General features: G+C 61.8%; 15 protein-coding genes, 1 pseudogene and 1 riboswitch. Of the genes and pseudogenes, 7 read left to right on the top strand and 9 right to left on the bottom strand.

The window, feature by feature from the left end:
- Positions 1-17 precede the first annotated feature (17 nt).
- Complete coding sequence (gene hisG, locus ACFPN2_RS01280) at positions 18-917, bottom strand: ATP phosphoribosyltransferase (RefSeq protein ID WP_380595270.1); 900 nt, start codon at positions 915-917, stop codon at positions 18-20.
- The gene (locus tag ACFPN2_RS01275; RefSeq protein WP_380594185.1) at positions 917-1,264 is read right to left on the bottom strand and encodes a YerC/YecD family TrpR-related protein; all 348 of its coding nucleotides are present in this window, start codon (positions 1,262-1,264) and stop codon (positions 917-919) included. The genes hisG and ACFPN2_RS01275 overlap by 1 nt, the downstream gene beginning before the upstream one ends.
- Before the next feature lie 208 nt (positions 1,265-1,472).
- A riboswitch (SAM riboswitch) is annotated at positions 1,473-1,594 on the top strand.
- Between the two features lie 145 nt (positions 1,595-1,739).
- On the opposite strand from ACFPN2_RS01275, the gene metX reads away from it, so the two are divergent.
- The 4 genes and pseudogenes from metX to ACFPN2_RS01255 all read left to right on the top strand — a co-directional run.
- Positions 1,740-2,756: a homoserine O-succinyltransferase MetX gene (gene metX, locus ACFPN2_RS01270; RefSeq protein WP_380594183.1), complete on the top strand. Its 1,017-nt coding sequence runs from the start codon at positions 1,740-1,742 to the stop codon at positions 2,754-2,756.
- Positions 2,753-3,919: a cystathionine gamma-synthase gene (gene metB / locus ACFPN2_RS01265; RefSeq protein ID WP_380594181.1), complete on the top strand. Its 1,167-nt coding sequence runs from the start codon at positions 2,753-2,755 to the stop codon at positions 3,917-3,919. The genes metX and metB overlap by 4 nt, the downstream gene beginning before the upstream one ends.
- A gap of 61 nt (positions 3,920-3,980) precedes the next feature.
- Positions 3,981-4,946 carry an NAD(P)H-dependent flavin oxidoreductase gene (locus tag ACFPN2_RS01260; protein ID WP_380594180.1) on the top strand — a complete coding sequence of 322 codons (966 nt, stop codon included), beginning with the start codon at positions 3,981-3,983 and terminating at the stop codon, positions 4,944-4,946.
- A 4-nt stretch (positions 4,947-4,950) separates the two neighbouring features.
- Positions 4,951-5,438: pseudogene (locus ACFPN2_RS01255) on the top strand (enoyl-CoA hydratase-related protein); the annotation flags it as partial.
- Positions 5,439-5,773: 335 nt separating this feature from the next.
- On the opposite strand, the gene leuB reads toward ACFPN2_RS01255, so the two are convergent.
- The 5 genes from leuB to ilvC all read right to left on the bottom strand — a co-directional run bounded on the left by leuB (position 5,774) and on the right by ilvC (position 11,041).
- A complete protein-coding gene (leuB, locus tag ACFPN2_RS01250) occupies positions 5,774-6,838 on the bottom strand; it encodes a 3-isopropylmalate dehydrogenase (protein WP_380594178.1) in 1,065 nt (354 codons plus the stop codon).
- A 37-nt stretch (positions 6,839-6,875) separates the two neighbouring features.
- A complete protein-coding gene (leuD, locus tag ACFPN2_RS01245) occupies positions 6,876-7,454 on the bottom strand; it encodes a 3-isopropylmalate dehydratase small subunit (RefSeq protein ID WP_380594176.1) in 579 nt (192 codons plus the stop codon).
- A gap of 11 nt (positions 7,455-7,465) precedes the next feature.
- Entirely contained in the window at positions 7,466-8,872 is a 1,407-nt protein-coding gene (leuC, locus tag ACFPN2_RS01240) for a 3-isopropylmalate dehydratase large subunit (protein ID WP_380594174.1), read from the bottom strand.
- Between the two features lie 137 nt (positions 8,873-9,009).
- Entirely contained in the window at positions 9,010-9,966 is a 957-nt protein-coding gene (locus tag ACFPN2_RS01235; protein WP_380594172.1) for a branched-chain amino acid transaminase, read from the bottom strand.
- Positions 9,967-10,042: 76 nt separating this feature from the next.
- Positions 10,043-11,041 carry a ketol-acid reductoisomerase gene (ilvC, locus tag ACFPN2_RS01230; protein ID WP_380594170.1) on the bottom strand — a complete coding sequence of 333 codons (999 nt, stop codon included), beginning with the start codon at positions 11,039-11,041 and terminating at the stop codon, positions 10,043-10,045.
- Positions 11,042-11,474: 433 nt separating this feature from the next.
- On the opposite strand from ilvC, the gene ACFPN2_RS01225 reads away from it, so the two are divergent.
- Entirely contained in the window at positions 11,475-12,848 is a 1,374-nt protein-coding gene (locus ACFPN2_RS01225; RefSeq protein ID WP_380594169.1) for a leucyl aminopeptidase family protein, read from the top strand.
- A 3-nt stretch (positions 12,849-12,851) separates the two neighbouring features.
- A complete protein-coding gene (locus ACFPN2_RS01220) occupies positions 12,852-13,763 on the top strand; it encodes a DMT family transporter (RefSeq protein ID WP_380594167.1) in 912 nt (303 codons plus the stop codon).
- 33 nt (positions 13,764-13,796) lie between these two features.
- Here ACFPN2_RS01220 and ACFPN2_RS01215 read toward each other — a convergent pair whose 3' ends face one another.
- A complete protein-coding gene (locus ACFPN2_RS01215) occupies positions 13,797-14,417 on the bottom strand; it encodes a pseudouridine synthase (RefSeq protein ID WP_380594165.1) in 621 nt (206 codons plus the stop codon).
- Positions 14,417-15,331, bottom strand: coding sequence for a LysR substrate-binding domain-containing protein (locus ACFPN2_RS01210; RefSeq protein ID WP_380594163.1), 915 nt, complete (start codon positions 15,329-15,331; stop codon positions 14,417-14,419). The genes ACFPN2_RS01215 and ACFPN2_RS01210 overlap by 1 nt, the downstream gene beginning before the upstream one ends.
- 93 nt (positions 15,332-15,424) lie before the next feature.
- On the opposite strand from ACFPN2_RS01210, the gene ACFPN2_RS01205 reads away from it, so the two are divergent.
- Positions 15,425-16,207 (top strand): uracil-DNA glycosylase, encoded by a 783-nt coding sequence (locus tag ACFPN2_RS01205; RefSeq protein WP_380594161.1) that lies wholly within the window; start codon positions 15,425-15,427, stop codon positions 16,205-16,207.
- Positions 16,208-16,210 lie beyond the last annotated feature (3 nt).

Below are 16,210 nucleotides of genomic sequence, written 5' to 3'. Positions count from 1 at the left end.
CTCTGGCTAAGGTTGGCTCAGGCCAACATCTTCTCAACCGGCAACACCAGGATCGCGCTCGCGCCCGCACTCTTCAGGCTCTCGAGCGTTTCCCAGAACACGTTCTCGCGACACACGGCGTGCACGGCGACTTTGTCGGCGTTACCGTCGAGCGGCACGATGGTCGGCGACTCGCTGCCGGGCAGGAGCTTGCGAATATCGGCCAGCTTCGAGCGCGGCGCGTGGAGCATGATGTATTTGCTTTCCTTCACCTGCTGCACGCCGTCGATGCGCATCGTCAAACGATGGATCCAGTCCTGCTTTTCAGGGGACACCGGCACCGGCGTGGTGATGATCGCGGCCTGGCTCTCCAGGATGGTCTCTGCTTCCCACAGGTGATTGGCCAGCAGCGTCGAGCCGCTAGATACCAGATCGCAAATGAAATCGGCGCGGCCGAGGCGAGGCGCGATTTCCACGGCGCCGGACAAAGTCACGATCTCCGCCTGTACATCTCGCTGACGCAGATAGCGGCCGAGAATGTTTGGGTACGTGGTGGCGATGCGTTTGCCGTTCAAGGAACGCGCGTCCTTGTATTCGACACCATCGGGCACAGCGATCGACAGGCGGCACTTGCCGTAGTCGAGCGTCATTAGTTGTTCGAACAGCGGCGTTACACCTTTCGCCTGGAAGGCGAGGCGTTTCTCCTCGATGACGTTGATACCGACGATGCCGAGATCGCACACGTCCTGTTGCACGAGATCGGGGATATCGTCGTCGCGCACGAACAGCAGATCGAGCGGCATGTTCTCGCCGTAACACATCAGCTGATCTTTGCCGCGGCTGTACTTCAAGCCGCAGCGGACCATCAGGTCCAGCGAGTTTTCGGTGAGGCGCCCGGATTTTTGCAGGGCGACTTTGAGACGGGTTGCTTTGTCCATCATGGTCGGACGCGCCCTGAGTCGGTGGAACGGGTGTCGGTGGAATCTTTCATGCGTTCGGCGGCCAAGGTGTATCCGCCATTGCCGTTGAGCAGGTAGCGCGCGACGCGACCGATGGTGGTCACGCTGACGCCGGTCTGTTTGTGAATTTCCCGGTACGGCACTCCTTGCTGGAGCAGGGCCACCACAGCCCATCGATCCGCGAGCGCCTGCAGTTCCGCCGGCGTACACAGGTCGCGAAAGAACGCGCGGCATTCATCGATGCTGCGTAAGGTCAGGATGGCGCCAAACAGCGCCCGTTCCGCGAGCGCCTCCTGGCGCGGCGTCAATGCCCGATGGTCTTTCATGGTGCCCCGAATCTATTGAAGGGCCGGTACGAGGAGAAACTGTACTAGTGCATTAGTACGTTAATACATTAGTGCGGTTAGGGGCAAGCCCGTGACCGGCCTGGAACCGCTAAGACGAAGAAATCGCGGTGGTTTTTTTCGTGACGCAGGTCGGCAACCGGCCACGGGTTTCTTGACCGAATCTGGCGGTTGACTCTAGACTCCCGGCTACTCATCGAGACCGGCTGAGGGTCAGGCCCTTTGAAGCCGGGGCAACCGTCGAGACTAACCATCTCGAAAAGGTGCCAACTCCTGCGGGGAGACTCCATTTGGAGCCCCGACAGATGAGTTGCTGTTGCAGCTGCTCGCATTGCGCGGGCGGTGGGGCACGGCGACCTACCCTCTACGGACCTCCGTGGGGTTTCTGCGATGAGCGAAACCTGTTCAGTCCCGGCCTTCGGTCGCGGTACTGAAGTCGATACGGAGTGTTCGATTCATGAATGCTGTGCCCGAGCGCACCTCTGTGGCTGTTCACGAGGGCGTGCTGGAGCTTGACCGAGCCTTGCCGCTGCATTTTGGCGGTGAGCTCAAAGACGTCCGAGTCGCGTGGCGGCTGGTCGGCAATCCTGCCGCGCCGGTCATTGCCGCGCTCGGCGGTATCTCAGCCGGTCGCGCTGTCGTCGACACCCCCAATGAAAAAGGCTGGTGGAGCGACATCATCGGCCCCGGCCGCGCGCTCGACAGCAGCGGCTATCGCATTCTCGGCATCGATTTTCTCGGCGGCAGTGGCGGCAGCACCGGTCCGCGTGCCGGGCAAAATGATTTCCCCTCGATCGCTTCTCAAGACCAGGCCGAGCTGCTGCGTCGAGTCCTCGAGCATCTGAAGCTCGGGCCCTTGGAAGCGATTGTCGGTGCGTCGTATGGCGGCATGGTCGCGCTCGCGTTCGCCGAACGATTTCCCGATCTAGTGAAGCGCATCGTCGTCATCAGCGCCGCGCATCGCTCTCATCCAATGTCGACCGCCTGGCGCAGCGTGCAGCGCGCAGTCGTTCGTTACGCAGCCCAAAACGGGCAGGGCGCCGAAGGCTTGCGCCTGGCGCGGGCGCTTGCGATGGCGACCTATCGCAGTCCCGCTGAATTCGAACAACGTTTCGCCGGCCCGGCGACGCGGGTCGATGGACGTTTCCAATTCCCGGTCGAGTCCTATTTGCTGTCGCGTGGCGATGCCTACGCCGCCGCCTATATTCCCGAAGCTTTCGTGTGCCTGTCGGAATCCATCGATCTGCATCAGGTCGACCCGGCCAGGATTCGCGTGCCCACCTGGCTGGTGGCGGTCATCGAGGATCAGCTCGTGCCGCTCTCGGACATGCGAATGTTGAGGCAGTCGGTCAGCGGCCCCGTGCAGCTCGCCGAATTCTCGTCCTTGTATGGCCACGATGCTTTCTTGAAAGAGACGCAGGCACTGCATGAGGTGTTCACCCGTGCACTGTCGACTACCGGAGATGTGAAATGACCTGGCGCCCTTCGGCCGCGACTCGCGCAGTCCGTGCCGCTCTCGATTCCGATCCTCAGCACGGCGCGGTGGTGCCGCCGCTGCATCTCACCTCGACGTTCTCGTTCAAATGTTTCGGCGAGAAGCGCACCTACGACTATTCGCGATCGGGCAATCCGACGCGCGACGCGCTGGGCGAGGCGATTGCATCACTTGAAGGCGGTGCTGGCGCTGTTGTGACGGCCTCCGGCATGGCCGCGGTTCATCTGGCGTGTCAGCTGCTGTCGCATGATGACCTGCTGATCGCTCCGCATGATTGTTATGGCGGCACGCATCGCTTGTTCAGCAATCTCGCGCGACGCGGACAGCTGCGGGTTGAGTTCGTCGACCAGACGGATGAGGCCGCGCTGACGGCAGCGCTGGCTCGCAAGCCGAAGCTCGTGTGGGTGGAGACGCCCAGCAATCCGCTGCTGCGTATCGTCGACATTCGCAAGGTCGCTGAACAGGCGCATGCGATCGGCGCCTGGCTGCTGGTCGATAATACGTTCCTGTCGCCGGTGTGGCAGCAGCCGCTGTCGTTGGGCGCGGACTTCGTGTTGCATTCGACGACCAAGTATCTGAACGGTCACAGCGACGTGGTCGGCGGCACGATTGTTTCTTCCACGCCGGAACTACACGAGCGTGTGGTGTGGTGGGCGAACTGTATCGGCGTCACCGGCGCTCCGTTCGACAGCTTCATGACGTTGCGAGGCATTCGCACGTTGCATGCTCGTTTGAAAGTGCACGGTGACAATGCGCTCCAGATTGCGAACGCTCTGAACGATCACCCGGCGGTGAAGAAGGTGTATTACCCCGGCTTGCCCTCGCATCCTCAGCACGAGCTGGCAAAGCGCCAGCAGAGCGGCTTCGGGGCGATGCTGAGCTTTGAACTGCGTGGCGGTATTCCGAATGTCTGCGCCTTCCTGGAAGGGCTGGAGACGTTCTCACTGGCGGAATCCCTCGGTGGTGTCGAGAGTCTGGTCGCGCATCCCGCGTCAATGACTCACGCGGCAATGCCTGCTGACGCTCAGCGTGCCGCCGGCATCAGTGAAACGCTGCTGCGAATCTCGGTGGGCATCGAATCGGTGGAAGATCTGCTCCAGGATCTGCGTGCTGGATTGGACCGCGCCGCCGCCGTTAAATAACGATACAAGCGCGGCCAACCTCGGTACTCTTGGCCCTCTCGCAAGACAGGGCCAAATCCGGATGAGAACCAGGGTCACCGAGCTGCTCGGCACGCGCTATCCGATCATTCAAGGCGGCATGCAGTGGGTCGGCACTGCGGAGCTGGCATCAGCCGTCTCGAACGCCGGCGCACTTGGCATTCTCACTGCGCTCACGCAGCCGACGCCCGAAGATCTGCGTAAAGAAATCGAGCGCTGCCGGACCATGACGGATCAGCCGTTCGGTGTGAATCTCACGATTCTGCCGGCGATCACACCGCCGCCGTATGCGGAATATTTGCAAGTGATCATGGACAGCGGCGTGAAGATCGTGGAGACCGCCGGCAACAATCCCAAAGACTTTATCGGCAAGCTCAAGGAGCACGGGATCCGGGTCGTGCACAAATGCACGTCGGTGCGGCACGCGTTGTCGGCGGAGCGGGCGGGCGTGGATGCGGTCAGCATCGATGGCTTCGAATGCGCCGGCCATCCGGGCGAGGACGATATTCCCAATTTGATTTTGATTCCGGCCGCCGTGCGTGCGTTGAAGATTCCGGTGATTGCGTCTGGCGGAATTGGCGACGGGCGCGGCATGGCCGCGGCGTTCGCGTTGGGCGCTCACGGCATCAATATGGGCACGCGCTTCATGATCACCAAGGAAGCGCCGATTCACGACAACATCAAACAAGCCTTGGCCAAGGCCGGCGAGCGCGACACCAATCTGATCTTCCGAACGATGCATAACACCGCGCGCGTGTTCAAGAACGCGATCTCGAACGAAGTGGTGGCGATGGAGAAGAAGGGCGCGAAGTTCGAGGAAGTGCGCCCGCTCGTTGCTGGCGTTCGCGGCAAGCAGGCGCTCAGAGAAGGAAACATCGACGGCGGCGTGATCAGCGCCGGCATGGTGATCGGATTGATCGACGACGTGCCGAGCTGCGCCGACTTGGTCGAGCGCATCGTGGCGGACTGTCGCGCGTATCTGCGTGCGGCGTCGGAGCTCGTGGCCTAGGCCTTTGGCCATGGACATCCGCCTGGCCTCCGAGAAGGCCCGGATCGGGTTCGTATTCGGAAAAATCGGCATCGTCCCGGAGGCCTGTTCCTCCTGGTTCCTGCCCCGGATCGTCGGCATCCAGCAGGCACTGGAATGGGTCTATACCGCGGATATTTTCGATGCCGAGGAGGCCCTGCGGGGCCGGCTGGTCAAGGCGGTTTATCCGTCGGATCGGTTGCTCGAGGAGGCCCGGAAGCTGGCCCACCGGATTGTCGACAATCGGTCGCCGGTGGCGGTCGCCCTGGCCCGGCAGATGCTGTACCGGAATTCCGCGCAACCCCATCCGTGGAGGCCCACCGGATCGACTCGCTGGCGATGTTTCACACCAGTGTCGGGGATGGCAAGGAAGGGGTCCGATCGTTCCTGGAAAAGCGGCCGCCCCGGTTCGCCAGCCGGGTCAGTGCCGATCTGCCACTCTTTTATAAGGAGTGGACCCGGGGGCCGGAGTGACCTGCCTGCAGGGCAGGTCGGGTGGGAAAGCTGTAGATAAAAACAGGCCGGCGCTAGGCCGGCCTGGGATGTGGCAACTTAAGACTTACGTCGTGGCGGCATCGGTTTGAGCCGATACCGGCCTTGGGGACTAACCCGACACGAGTCCCGTTTCCACCAAAGACACCTCGACCGTAGTGGTCGAGACATGGAGATTTGCCCGAAGGCGGAAGCGGCGGAAGAGATCGAATCCGTCGCCTGGGACAGATCATAACCGGTTCGCCCGGATTGTGGTCAAGATTATTCTGCGACCGGACAAATTTTTTCTTGGCTAATAAAATCAATAACTTACGATTTTACTTCAGCAGCTTGGCCAGGACCGCGTCACCCGCCTGAGCGGTGCTTGCAGCCCGCTCGCCGGCGGCAATATCGGCCGTCCGGACGCCCTCGGAAATGACATTTCGGACCGCCGTTTCGACCGCCTCGGCCTCCTTCGGCAGGTCGAGCGAGTGACGCAACAGCATCGCGACACTGAGGATGGTGCCGTACGGATTCGCGATGCCCTTGCCCGCGATGTCGGGTGCGGAACCGTGGATGGGCTCATACAAACCGAGCTTGCCGGCACCGAGCGACGCGGACGGCAACAAGCCGAGTGAGCCCGCGAGCATCGACGCTTCGTCGGTGAGAATGTCGCCGAACATATTTTCAGTGAGCACGACGTCGAAGTGCGCCGGTTTGCGGATCAACAGCATCGCCGCCGAGTCGACCAGCTGATGCTCGTACTTCACGTCCGGAAATTCTTCATTCAGCACTTTCTCGACGGTGCTGCGCCACAGCCGCGATGTTTCCAACACGTTGGCCTTGTCGACCGACGTGATGAATTTGCGGCGGCCTCGCGCGAGATGGCCGGCAACGCGCGTCACGCGAGTGATCTCATCGACGGAGTAGGTGCACAGATCGCTTGCCGAATTCTCTGTGCGAGTCTTCTCACCGAAGTAGATGCCGCCCGTCAGTTCACGCACCACCATGATGTCGGTGCCTTTGAGCACTTCAGGCTTGAGCGGTGAGGCGTCGAGCAAGTCGGTGTGCAGAGAGACGGGACGCAGGTTCGCGAACAAGCCGAGCGCCTTACGCAGCGCGAGCAGACCTTGCTCGGGGCGAATCTTGGCGTTCGGGTCAGACCACTTCGGACCGCCCACCGCGCCCAGTAACACGGCGTCAGCAGTGCCGCACGCGGACGTCGTTTGCGTCGGCAGTGCGCTCTGCGTCGCGTCGATCGCGGCACCGCCGATCAGATGATGGGCGAACTTGAAATCGTGTCCGTAACGGCTGGCAATCGCGTCCAGCACGCGCACGCCCTGTTGAGTGACTTCCGGGCCGATGCCGTCGCCGCCGAGTACTACGATGCTTGCTTGGGTCATGGAATTAGAAGTGACTGGTGACTAATGACTGGGCGGATCAGAACGCGCGAGACGCTTCGTAACGCTCGATCGCCGGCGCTTGTTGCAGCAGGAAGCCGAGCTCGTCGACGCCGTTCATCAAGCACACGCGTGCGAAGCCCTCGATGGGAAATTTCGCAGTCGCACCGGTCGGCAGTGTGAGCGTGGTCGATTCGAGGTCGAGCTTCACATTCACACCGGGATTGTTCATCAGCCACTCGTGCGTCTTGTCATCGACGACGATGGGCAGCAGGCCGTTCTTCAGCGAGTTGTTACGGAAGATGTCGGCGATCTCGGTGCTGATGACGGCGCGGAAGCCGTAATCCAGCAGCGCCCAAGGCGCGTGCTCGCGCGAAGAGCCGCAGCCGAAGTTGCGACCTGCGACGAGGATGTTGCAGCCGGCGACTTCGGGCTTGTTCAGGATGAAATCGGATTTCACCGCGCCATTCGCGTCGTAACGCCAATCGGCGAAGGCTTGTTTGCCCAGGCCTTCGCGCGTCGTCGTCGTGAGGAAGCGCGCGGGAATGATCTGGTCGGTATCGATGTTCGTCACCGGAATGACGACAGTGCGAGACTCGATCGTGCGGATGGGTTGCATGGTCGGGCTCTTTAGTGAGGAAGGTAGGCGCGCGGGTCAGCGATCTTGCCTGCAACCGCCGCAGCGGCCGCTGTAGCGGGGCTGGCGAGCAGCGTGCGTGCACCGGCGCCCTGGCGGCCTTCGAAGTTACGATTGCTGGTGCTGACCGTATATTCGCCACGACCGGCGGTGTCGCCATTCATGCCGATGCACATCGAGCATCCCGACTCGCGCCATTGCGCGCCGGCCTCGGTAAAGATCTTGTCGAGCCCCAGGCGCTCGGCTTCACGCTTCACCTGCTGCGAGCCAGGCACCACGAGGACGCGAACACCGCTCGCGACCTTGCGGCCTTTCAGCACGTCCGCGGCAAGCTCCAGATCGGACAGTCGTCCGTTCGTGCAGCTGCCGATGAACACGACCTGGATGGGCTTGCCGACCATCGGCTCGCCACCGTTCAGGCCCATGTAGTTCAGCGCCTTCGCGTGCACGGGATCGTTTGCGACCGTGGGCACGGTGCCGCTGATGGGAACCACCATGCCGGGATGCGTGCCGTAGCTGATCATCGGCTCGAGCTTGCTCGCATCGATGCTGACGACGCGATCGAACTTCGCGCCCGGATCGGTTTTCAATTCACGCCAGCGCGCGACCGCTTCGTCCCACGCTTTGCCTTGCGGCGCGAAGCGACGGCCCTTGAGATACGCGAACGTTGTTTCATCCGGTGCGATCAGACCGGCACGTGCGCCGGCTTCGATGGACATGTTGCAAACGGTCATGCGCTCTTCCATCGACAGCGCCTCGATGGCCGGGCCGCGATATTCGATGACGTAGCCGGTGCCGCCCGACACGCCGATCTCACCGATGATGGCGAGGATCAAATCTTTCGCGGTGACGCCAGCGCGCAGCTTGCCGGTGACTTCGATCGCGAGCGTCTTCGGTCGACGCTGTAACAAACATTGGGTTGCGAGCACGTGGCCCACTTCAGTGGTGCCGATGCCGAAGGCGAGGGCGCCGAACGCACCGTGAGTTGCGGTGTGGCTGTCGCCGCAGACGATGGTCTTGCCCGGCTGCGTGGCGCCAAGCTCAGGACCGATGACGTGCACGATGCCGCGAGTGTCGCTGCCCAAGCCGTGCAGCTCGACGCCGAATTCACGGCAGTTCTTCTCGAACTCCTTCACCTGGCGAGCGGCGGACTCGACCTTGATCGGCACGCGACCGAACACTTCGTCGGGATCGGTGGGCGTGGAGTGATCCATCGTCGCCAGCACCCGATCGGGTCGACGCACTTTCAGGTTCTGAGCACGCAGCACCGAGAACGCCTGCGGCGAGGTAACTTCGTGAACGAGGTGCAGGTCGATGTACAGCACCGCCGGGGTGTCGGCGGATTCGGGGACGACCTGGTGCTGTTCCCAGACTTTTTCGAACAGGGTCTTGGCAGTCATGGCTAGACCATTGAGCAATGGTGAAGCGTGCAGGATGCCAGGATGGAGCGGGGGAGGCGCTGACGATTGCCGAAGGGGGCATCGTCGCCAGCGATGGGGGCACCGCCGTTGCGGCGGCGCCCCGTCGAATCAAACGTTTAGGCGCCTACCGCCTGCTTCGCGCCGTCCTCACACCGTTCCAGCCAGCCCCATTTGTCGGCGGTCTTCCCCGTGAACAGGCCGAAGAAGGCGGTCTGAATGGCTTCTGTGATTGGGCCGCGCTTGCCGGCGCCGACGGTGATCTTGTCCACCGAGCGTACTGGAGTGATTTCAGCGGCAGTGCCCGTCATGAAGATTTCGTCGGCGAGATACAGGAACTCGCGCGGCAACGGTTGTTCGCGGACTTCGAAACCATGCGCACGCGCCAACGTCACGACGGTGTCGCGCGTGATGCCTTGGAGGATCGAGTTCGCGAGGCCCGGGGTATAGATCACGCCGTCGCGGATTACGAACAAATTCTCGCCAGCGCCTTCGCTGACGGTGCCATCGACGCCGAGGCCGATGCCTTCGGCAAAGCCCAGTCGCTTCGCTTCCATGCTGATCAGCTGACTCGACAGGTAATTGCCGGCTGCCTTGCCCAGCGCGGGAATGGTGTTCGGTGCGAGACGCTGCCACGATGACACCATCACATCGACGCCATTCTCCAGACCTTCCGAGCCGAGGTACGAGCCCCACTCGAAGGCGGCGACGACAGTGTCGATGGGCGGAGCGATCTTCGGCGCGACGCCGATCTCACCGTAGCTACGAAACGCGAACGGCCGCAGGTACGCACCCTTGGTGAGGCCGTTGACGTTGATGATCTCCTTGCACGCGGCGCTGATCTGGTCCTGCGTGTAGGGAATCTCGATGGAATAAATCTTGGCCGAGTCGAACAGTCGACGCGTGTGATCCTTCAGACGAAAAATCACCGGGCCGTTCGGGGTCGGATAGGCGCGCTCGCCCTCGAATACCGTCGAGCCGTAATGCAGCGCGTGGGCCAGTACGTGTACCGTGGCTTTTTCCCAGGGCACGAGCTTGCCGTTGTACCAGATGTGTTTCGCTGCATTGATGGGCATGTCGACTCTCCTGTGGGGTGTCCGTAGCCGAAAACGGCGCCCGAAGGCGCCGTTTTCATTGACGAACGTTTGATAGTTACGCTTTCTCTTCCTGCAACCAGGGCATGCGCTCACGCAGCTTGGCACCCACCTTCTCGATCTTGTGGGTGTAGTCCGCCTTCATGAGCTTGTTGTACTTCTTGCGGCCGCTGTTGTTCTCGGCGATCCACTGACGGGCGAATTTGCCGTCCTGGATTTCCGTGAGGATCTTCTTCATTTCCTTCTTGGTGGACTTGTTCACCACGCGCGGGCCGCGCGTCAGATCGCCGTACTTGGCGGTCTCGGAAATGAACTGATGCATCTTGGTCAGACCGCCTTCGTGCAGCAGGTCGACGATCAGCTTCAGCTCGTGCAAGCACTCGTAGTAAGCGACTTCAGGCTGATAGCCGGCTTCCACCAGCGTCTCGAAGCCCTTCACCACCAGCTCGGTGGCGCCGCCGCACAGCACGGCCTGCTCGCCGAACAGATCGGTCTCGGTCTCTTCGGCGAAGGTCGTGGTCAGCACGCCGCCGCGAGTGCCGCCGATGCCGTCGGCATAGGCGAGGGCGATCGCTTTCGCCTGCTTGTTGGTGTCCTGATACACGGCCAGCAGCGACGGCACGCCGCGACCCTGCTGATACTGACGACGCACCAGGCCGCCCGGGCCCTTCGGCGCGATCAGCACCACGTTCAGATCCTTGCGCGGCTTGATCTGCTTGAAGTGGATGTTGAAGCCGTGCGCGAACAGGATGGTCGCACCCTGCTTGATGTTGCCGATCACGTCCTTGTACAGATCCTTCTGGGTGAGATCGGGCGTGAGGAACGCGATCAGGTCGGCGCCTTTCACGGCTTCGATCGGCTCGGCGACTTCCAGGCCGTCCTTCTTCGCCTTGGCGAAGCTGTCACCCGACTTGCGCACGCCGACGACGACGTCATAGCCGCTGTCTTTGAGGTTGAGCGCATGCGCGCGGCCCTGGCTGCCATAGCCCAGGATGGCGATGCGGGCCTTGGCCAAGGCCTTTTTGTTAACGTCTTTCTGCGAGTAAATCTGCGGCATTTCGCTCTCCGAGTAAAACAAGCTAAAAACAGCGTGTGTGTTGAAAGAAATCTGTATCTCAAAAACGAGCGAACCCCGCCTCGGGCTGGCCGGTGCGGGGTTCGTGTGGCGAATCTCTATCCTGTGGTGGTCAGACGCCGGTCCCGCACTCGACCCGCCGCAGCAGGCCGGAGACGACTACACGCTCTACTACAATGATCGAAGCGATCATTGCGAGGCCGACGATCTCGGCGGAAGCGTGCGTGACAGCGGGCATGGCCTAACTTGTAAACGACGGGTAAATGAGTCGGTCGCGTCTGATTTGGTGCGTGAAAGCGCGCAAATGGCACCATACGGCTGCGTAACTTGTCAAGCAGCGCTACACTTGTGAGCGCTGCGTCACGATGTGACCGGCCCGTGAACCTCCCCAAGTTAGCTAACGATCGCCGCCACCGTGACCACCATTTCCATTCCTTTGCACCTGCTCCATGAAGATGAATTCGAGCAGTGGCGGGCGGCTCAAGATGAGCCGGTGCGCAACTGGGCCGCGACTCACAGCTTCAAGGCCGAACGAAACAAAGTGCTGTTGCTGCCGGGCCCGCAAGGTCGGCCGGTGGCTGTGATTGCCGGTCTCGGTAAGCACAATCCGCGCGAGGAGATCAGCTACTGGATTGGCGCAGCTCTGGCCGACCGGCTGCCCGACGGCCAGTACCATCTGGCGAGTGCCTTGCCCGCACGAGCCGCGACTCAGTTCGCTGCCGGTTGGGGGCATGGTCAATATCGTTTCGAGCGTTACAAGCGCGGCGGTCCGCAGCGCTCGGTGCAGTTGCAGCTGCCTGAAGGCGCGGATGCCTCAGAGGTGGAAAGATTGAAATCCGCCACTTCCCTTGCGCGCGATCTGGTCAATACACCGGCCAACGACATGTCACCTGAAGCGCTGGCGCAAGTGGCCATCGACGTCGCTCGCCGTCATGGCGCACGTCATCGCGTCATCATCGGGGACGACTTGCTGAAAGAACGCTTGCCCGCCGTGCATGCGGTCGGGCGTGCGGCCGCCGTCGCGCCGAGGCTCGTCGACATCGAGTGGGGCGATGCCTCGAAGCCGAAAGTCACGTTGGTGGGCAAGGGCGTCTGTTTCGACACGGGCGGCCTCGACATCAAGCCCGGCGCCTCGATGCTGTTGATGAAAAAAGACATGGGCGGCGCCGCGGTGGCCCTGGCGCTGGCACAGACCATCATGGATGCGAAGCTGCCGGTGCGATTGCGCGTGATTTTGCCGATGGTGGAGAACTCGATCTCGGGGAACGCGTTCCGTCCCGGCGACGTGCTCGGCACGCGCAAGGGACTGACGGTCGAAGTCGGCAACACGGATGCCGAAGGGCGCTTGATCCTATGCGACGCCCTGGCGCTGGCCGACGAAGAGCAACCGGACCTGCTGATCGACACCGCGACTCTGACCGGCGCGGCGCGAGTGGCGCTCGGACCGGAGTTGCCGGCGTTGTTCAGCAACGACGACTCGGCGGCCGACGACGTCTTGCGAGCGGGCGTCGCTGAATCCGATCCGCTCTGGCGCATGCCTTTGTGGCCGGGTTACGACGATGAGCTGTCGAGCAAGATTGCCGACGTGAACAACGTATCCACATCGGGCTTCTCGGGCTCCATCATTGCGGGACTGTTCCTGCGTCGTTTCGTGAGCAATGCCCGCACCTGGTTGCATATCGATCTCTATGCCTGGAACAACAAGGAACGCCCGGGCCGACCGGTCGGCGCGGAACCGCACACGATTCGTGCGTTATATGCTTTCCTCAAGCAGCGATATGCGCGTTGATTGATGGTTGCCAGCTCTACCGCCAAGGTGGCCGACGCCGCCTCGATCACGCCCCGGCACCTGGTCCTGCTGGTTCTGATGAACCTGGTCTGGGGCCTGAACCTGATCGCCTCCAAGATCGGCGTCGCACAGTTTCCTCCCATCCTGTTCACGGCGTTGCGCTTCGGCGCGCTGGCGTTGTTGCTATTGCCGATGTTGAAAATCCATCGCGGCCAGATGGGTAATTTGTTCCTGGCCGCGATGCTGACGGGGCCTGCGGCATTCTCGCTGTTGTTTCTAGGCGTGTATTACGCGGAAGACGCGGCAACGGTCGCGATTGCAAGTCAGATGGGCGTGCCGTTTTCCACGCTGCTGTCGATCTGGCTGCTCGGTGAGACGATTCGATGGCGTCGTACGCTGGGCATCACGCTCGCGTTCGGGGGCATGGTCGTCATCAGTTTCGATCCGCGCGTGTTTGCGTACTGGGAAGGGCTGGCGTTGGTCGTGGCGTCGACGTTTTTTTCCTCGCTCGGTTTGATTTTCGTGAAGCGCCTGCGCAACATCAAAGCGCTGCAATTACAGGCTTGGATCGGGGTCGCGGGCGGCTCGACGCTGCTGCTGTTGAGCCTGTTGTTCGAACAAGGTCAGATGGAAGCGATCCGGGCGGCGGACTGGAAGGCCTGGACGGCGCTCGCGTTCACGACGTTGATGTCGAGCTTGCTCGCGCATACGGCGTGGTACTACCTGGTCAGCAAATATCCGGTGACGAGCCTGTCGCCGATCACGTTGCTGTCGCCGCTGTTCGGTATTTTCTTCGGTGTGACGTTGCTACACGATCAACTGACGCCGCGCATGTTGCTGGGTGGCGCGGTGACGTTGATTGGTGTGTTCATCGTCGTGATGCGTGAGAAGAGGCTGGTCGATACCGGCACGTAAGCAATCGCGAGTGGCGCTCGCGCGCCCTCGCAGCTATCGCCGTCGCTTGCTCGATGGCGCGCCTGGTCGTGCCGCCGGTCGTCCTGACTCGGGCTTCATGAAGTTCGCGATCTCCTCTGCATCGACAGGGCGCGACTCGCCGGGTGCGAGTCCTTGCAGCGACCACGGTCCCACCGACCATCGAATCAATCGAAGGGTCGGCAAGTTCACCGCCGCCGTCATGCGTCGCACCTGACGATTCCGGCCTTCGCGAATCGTGAGCTTCAGCCAGTTCGTCGGAATGGCCTTGCGAAAACGGATCGGCGGATCGCGCGGCCACAATCCTTCCGGCTCGTCGATGCGCTCGGCGCCCGCCGGTAAAGTCATGCCATCGTTCAACTTCACGCCTCGGCGCAGCTGGGCGAGGGCGTCGTCATTGATTTCGCCTTCGACCTGCACGAAGTAAGTTTTCTCTTGCTTCCAGCGTGGGTCGGCGAGCTTGGTTTGTAGCGGTCCGGAGTCGGTCAGCAGCACCAAGCCTTCGCTGTCGTAGTCGAGTCGACCGGCCGGTCGCATCCCAGGCGCGTGCACGAAATCACGCAGCGTCGCCTTGCCGTCCTCACTCGTGAACTGCGTGAGTACGCGGAACGGCTTGTTGAGCAGGAGCAGGGACATTAAATACTTTCGGCGCTCGTGCGTACAAGATCGATGAATCTCTGCACGGCCGCGGCATTTTCACCATGTCGACACGCGAGAATCAGCGGCGCGGTGAGCTGCGGCATGTCTTCGAGCTTGCGATAAACGATGCCGTCCATCTGCAGTCGTTGCAACGAGGCTGGCACGATCGAGACGCCGATGCCGGCGGCCACCAGATTCAAGGTTGAAATAATTCGCGGCGCTTCCTGTCCGACGCGAGGGCTGAAGCCCGCGCTTCGGCAAGCGGCGATGATGGTGTCGTACAGGCCCGGGCCGCCGGGGCGTTTGTAAAGCACGAATGTTTCTTTGGCGAGCTCGGACAAGGGCAGCAGCACACTGCGACTGAAACTGCTGCGACGAGCGAAGATGTGACCGGTCGGCAGGGCGACCAGCATTTTCTCTTCCAACAAATGTCGCACCGTGAGCCCGACCACATCGGCCACGGGCGAGCGAATGAACGCCGCATCGATCTCTTCGTTGTGCAGCCCCTGGACCAGCTCGCTACTGCCGCTCTCCTCGAGCACCAGCGAGACCAGCGGCGCCGCTTCACGAAACGCGCGCAACACTCGAGGCACGAATGGGTGAAACGGGGCAGAGCTGGTAAAGCCGACGACCAGCCGGCCTTCCTCGCCGCGAGCCGTTCGACGGGTGGTCGCGACCGCCCGATCCACTTGATCCAGGATGACCCGGGCCCGATCCAGAAAGGCGAGCCCGGCATCGGTCAATTCGACCCCGCGCGGCTGGCGACGGAACAGCTGGGCATCGAGCTCCTGTTCCAGGGCTCGGATCTGCATGGACAGCGGCGGCTGCTGAATCCCGAGCCGTTCAGCCGCCCGGGTCATGTGCTTTTCTTCAGCCACAGCAATGAAGTAGCGCAGATGTCTGAGTTCCATGGTGAGATATTTATCAGATATCGGTGGCTAACTCACCATACATTTTACCCACATCGAGGAACCCGCCGAGGTGAAGATCCGTACAATGGGCGGATGAGCAAGCCATCCGCCCGCAAAGCGCCCGCCAAGATCTCCCCCAAACGCGCCGAGCCCATCTCGATTCCCCGCACCCACAAGAGCGCGCCGCTCAAGCAGCTCGCGCTGACCGATGACGCGCCCGGCAACGGGTTGTGGCCCTCGGATGGTGAAGTCTTCGATCGCACCTGTACCGATTGCCCACGGCTGGCGGAATTTTTGGAGGAGGGGCGAAAGCAATACCCCGACTATTACTGCGCGCCCGTCGCTCCCTTCGGCGATCGCAAAGCTCGCTTGATCATCATCGGTCTCGCGCCCGGATTTCACGGGGCCAATGCGACAGGCCGCCCATTCACAGGCGACTACGCCGGTGTGCTGCTGTATCAAACGCTGCACAAGTTTGGATTTGCGAACAAGCCTGAATCGATTCATCGCAATGACGGCTTGAAGCTGATCGATGCCCGCATCTCGAATGCAGTGAAGTGCGTGCCGCCGGACAACAAGCCGTTGCCGATCGAGATCACGACCTGCAATCACTATCTGCAAGCGGAGCTCGCGAGCGCGCCGAAGAATGTTGTATTGCTGGCGCTAGGCTCGATCGGGCACAACGCCGTTCTGCGCACGCTCGGACTGAAGGCGAGTGAATATAAGTTTGGCCACGCTGCGGAGTTCAAACTGCCGGGCGGACAGTGGCTGATCGACTCGTATCACTGCAGCCGCTACAACACCAACACGCGACGGCTGACTGAGGAAATGTTCGAGGCGGTGTTCGCTCGAGCCAAGGAATTGATCCGAGGTTGAACT

Origin of the sequence: Steroidobacter flavus (assembly GCF_042651805.1) — a bacterium.
Taxonomy (GTDB): Bacteria; Pseudomonadota; Gammaproteobacteria; order Steroidobacterales; family Steroidobacteraceae; genus Steroidobacter; species Steroidobacter flavus.
This window is presented reverse-complemented; position numbering and strand designations above follow the sequence as displayed.

Excerpts from the sequence above, each read along its gene's own strand:
- hisG (WP_380595270.1), bottom strand. The coding sequence starts at position 917 with ATGGACAAAGCAACCCGTCTCAAAGTCGCCCTGCAAAAATCCGGGCGC.
- ACFPN2_RS01275 (WP_380594185.1), bottom strand. The coding sequence starts at position 1,264 with ATGAAAGACCATCGGGCATTGACGCCGCGCCAGGAGGCGCTCGCGGAA.
- metX (WP_380594183.1), top strand. The coding sequence starts at position 1,740 with ATGAATGCTGTGCCCGAGCGCACCTCTGTGGCTGTTCACGAGGGCGTG.
- metB (WP_380594181.1), top strand. The coding sequence starts at position 2,753 with ATGACCTGGCGCCCTTCGGCCGCGACTCGCGCAGTCCGTGCCGCTCTC.
- ACFPN2_RS01260 (WP_380594180.1), top strand. The coding sequence starts at position 3,981 with ATGAGAACCAGGGTCACCGAGCTGCTCGGCACGCGCTATCCGATCATT.
- leuB (WP_380594178.1), bottom strand. The coding sequence starts at position 6,838 with ATGACCCAAGCAAGCATCGTAGTACTCGGCGGCGACGGCATCGGCCCG.
- leuD (WP_380594176.1), bottom strand. The coding sequence starts at position 7,454 with ATGCAACCCATCCGCACGATCGAGTCTCGCACTGTCGTCATTCCGGTG.
- leuC (WP_380594174.1), bottom strand. The coding sequence starts at position 8,872 with ATGACTGCCAAGACCCTGTTCGAAAAAGTCTGGGAACAGCACCAGGTC.
- ACFPN2_RS01235 (WP_380594172.1), bottom strand. The coding sequence starts at position 9,966 with ATGCCCATCAATGCAGCGAAACACATCTGGTACAACGGCAAGCTCGTG.
- ilvC (WP_380594170.1), bottom strand. The coding sequence starts at position 11,041 with ATGCCGCAGATTTACTCGCAGAAAGACGTTAACAAAAAGGCCTTGGCC.
- ACFPN2_RS01220 (WP_380594167.1), top strand. The coding sequence starts at position 12,852 with ATGGTTGCCAGCTCTACCGCCAAGGTGGCCGACGCCGCCTCGATCACG.
- ACFPN2_RS01215 (WP_380594165.1), bottom strand. The coding sequence starts at position 14,417 with ATGTCCCTGCTCCTGCTCAACAAGCCGTTCCGCGTACTCACGCAGTTC.
- ACFPN2_RS01210 (WP_380594163.1), bottom strand. The coding sequence starts at position 15,331 with ATGGAACTCAGACATCTGCGCTACTTCATTGCTGTGGCTGAAGAAAAG.
- ACFPN2_RS01205 (WP_380594161.1), top strand. The coding sequence starts at position 15,425 with ATGAGCAAGCCATCCGCCCGCAAAGCGCCCGCCAAGATCTCCCCCAAA.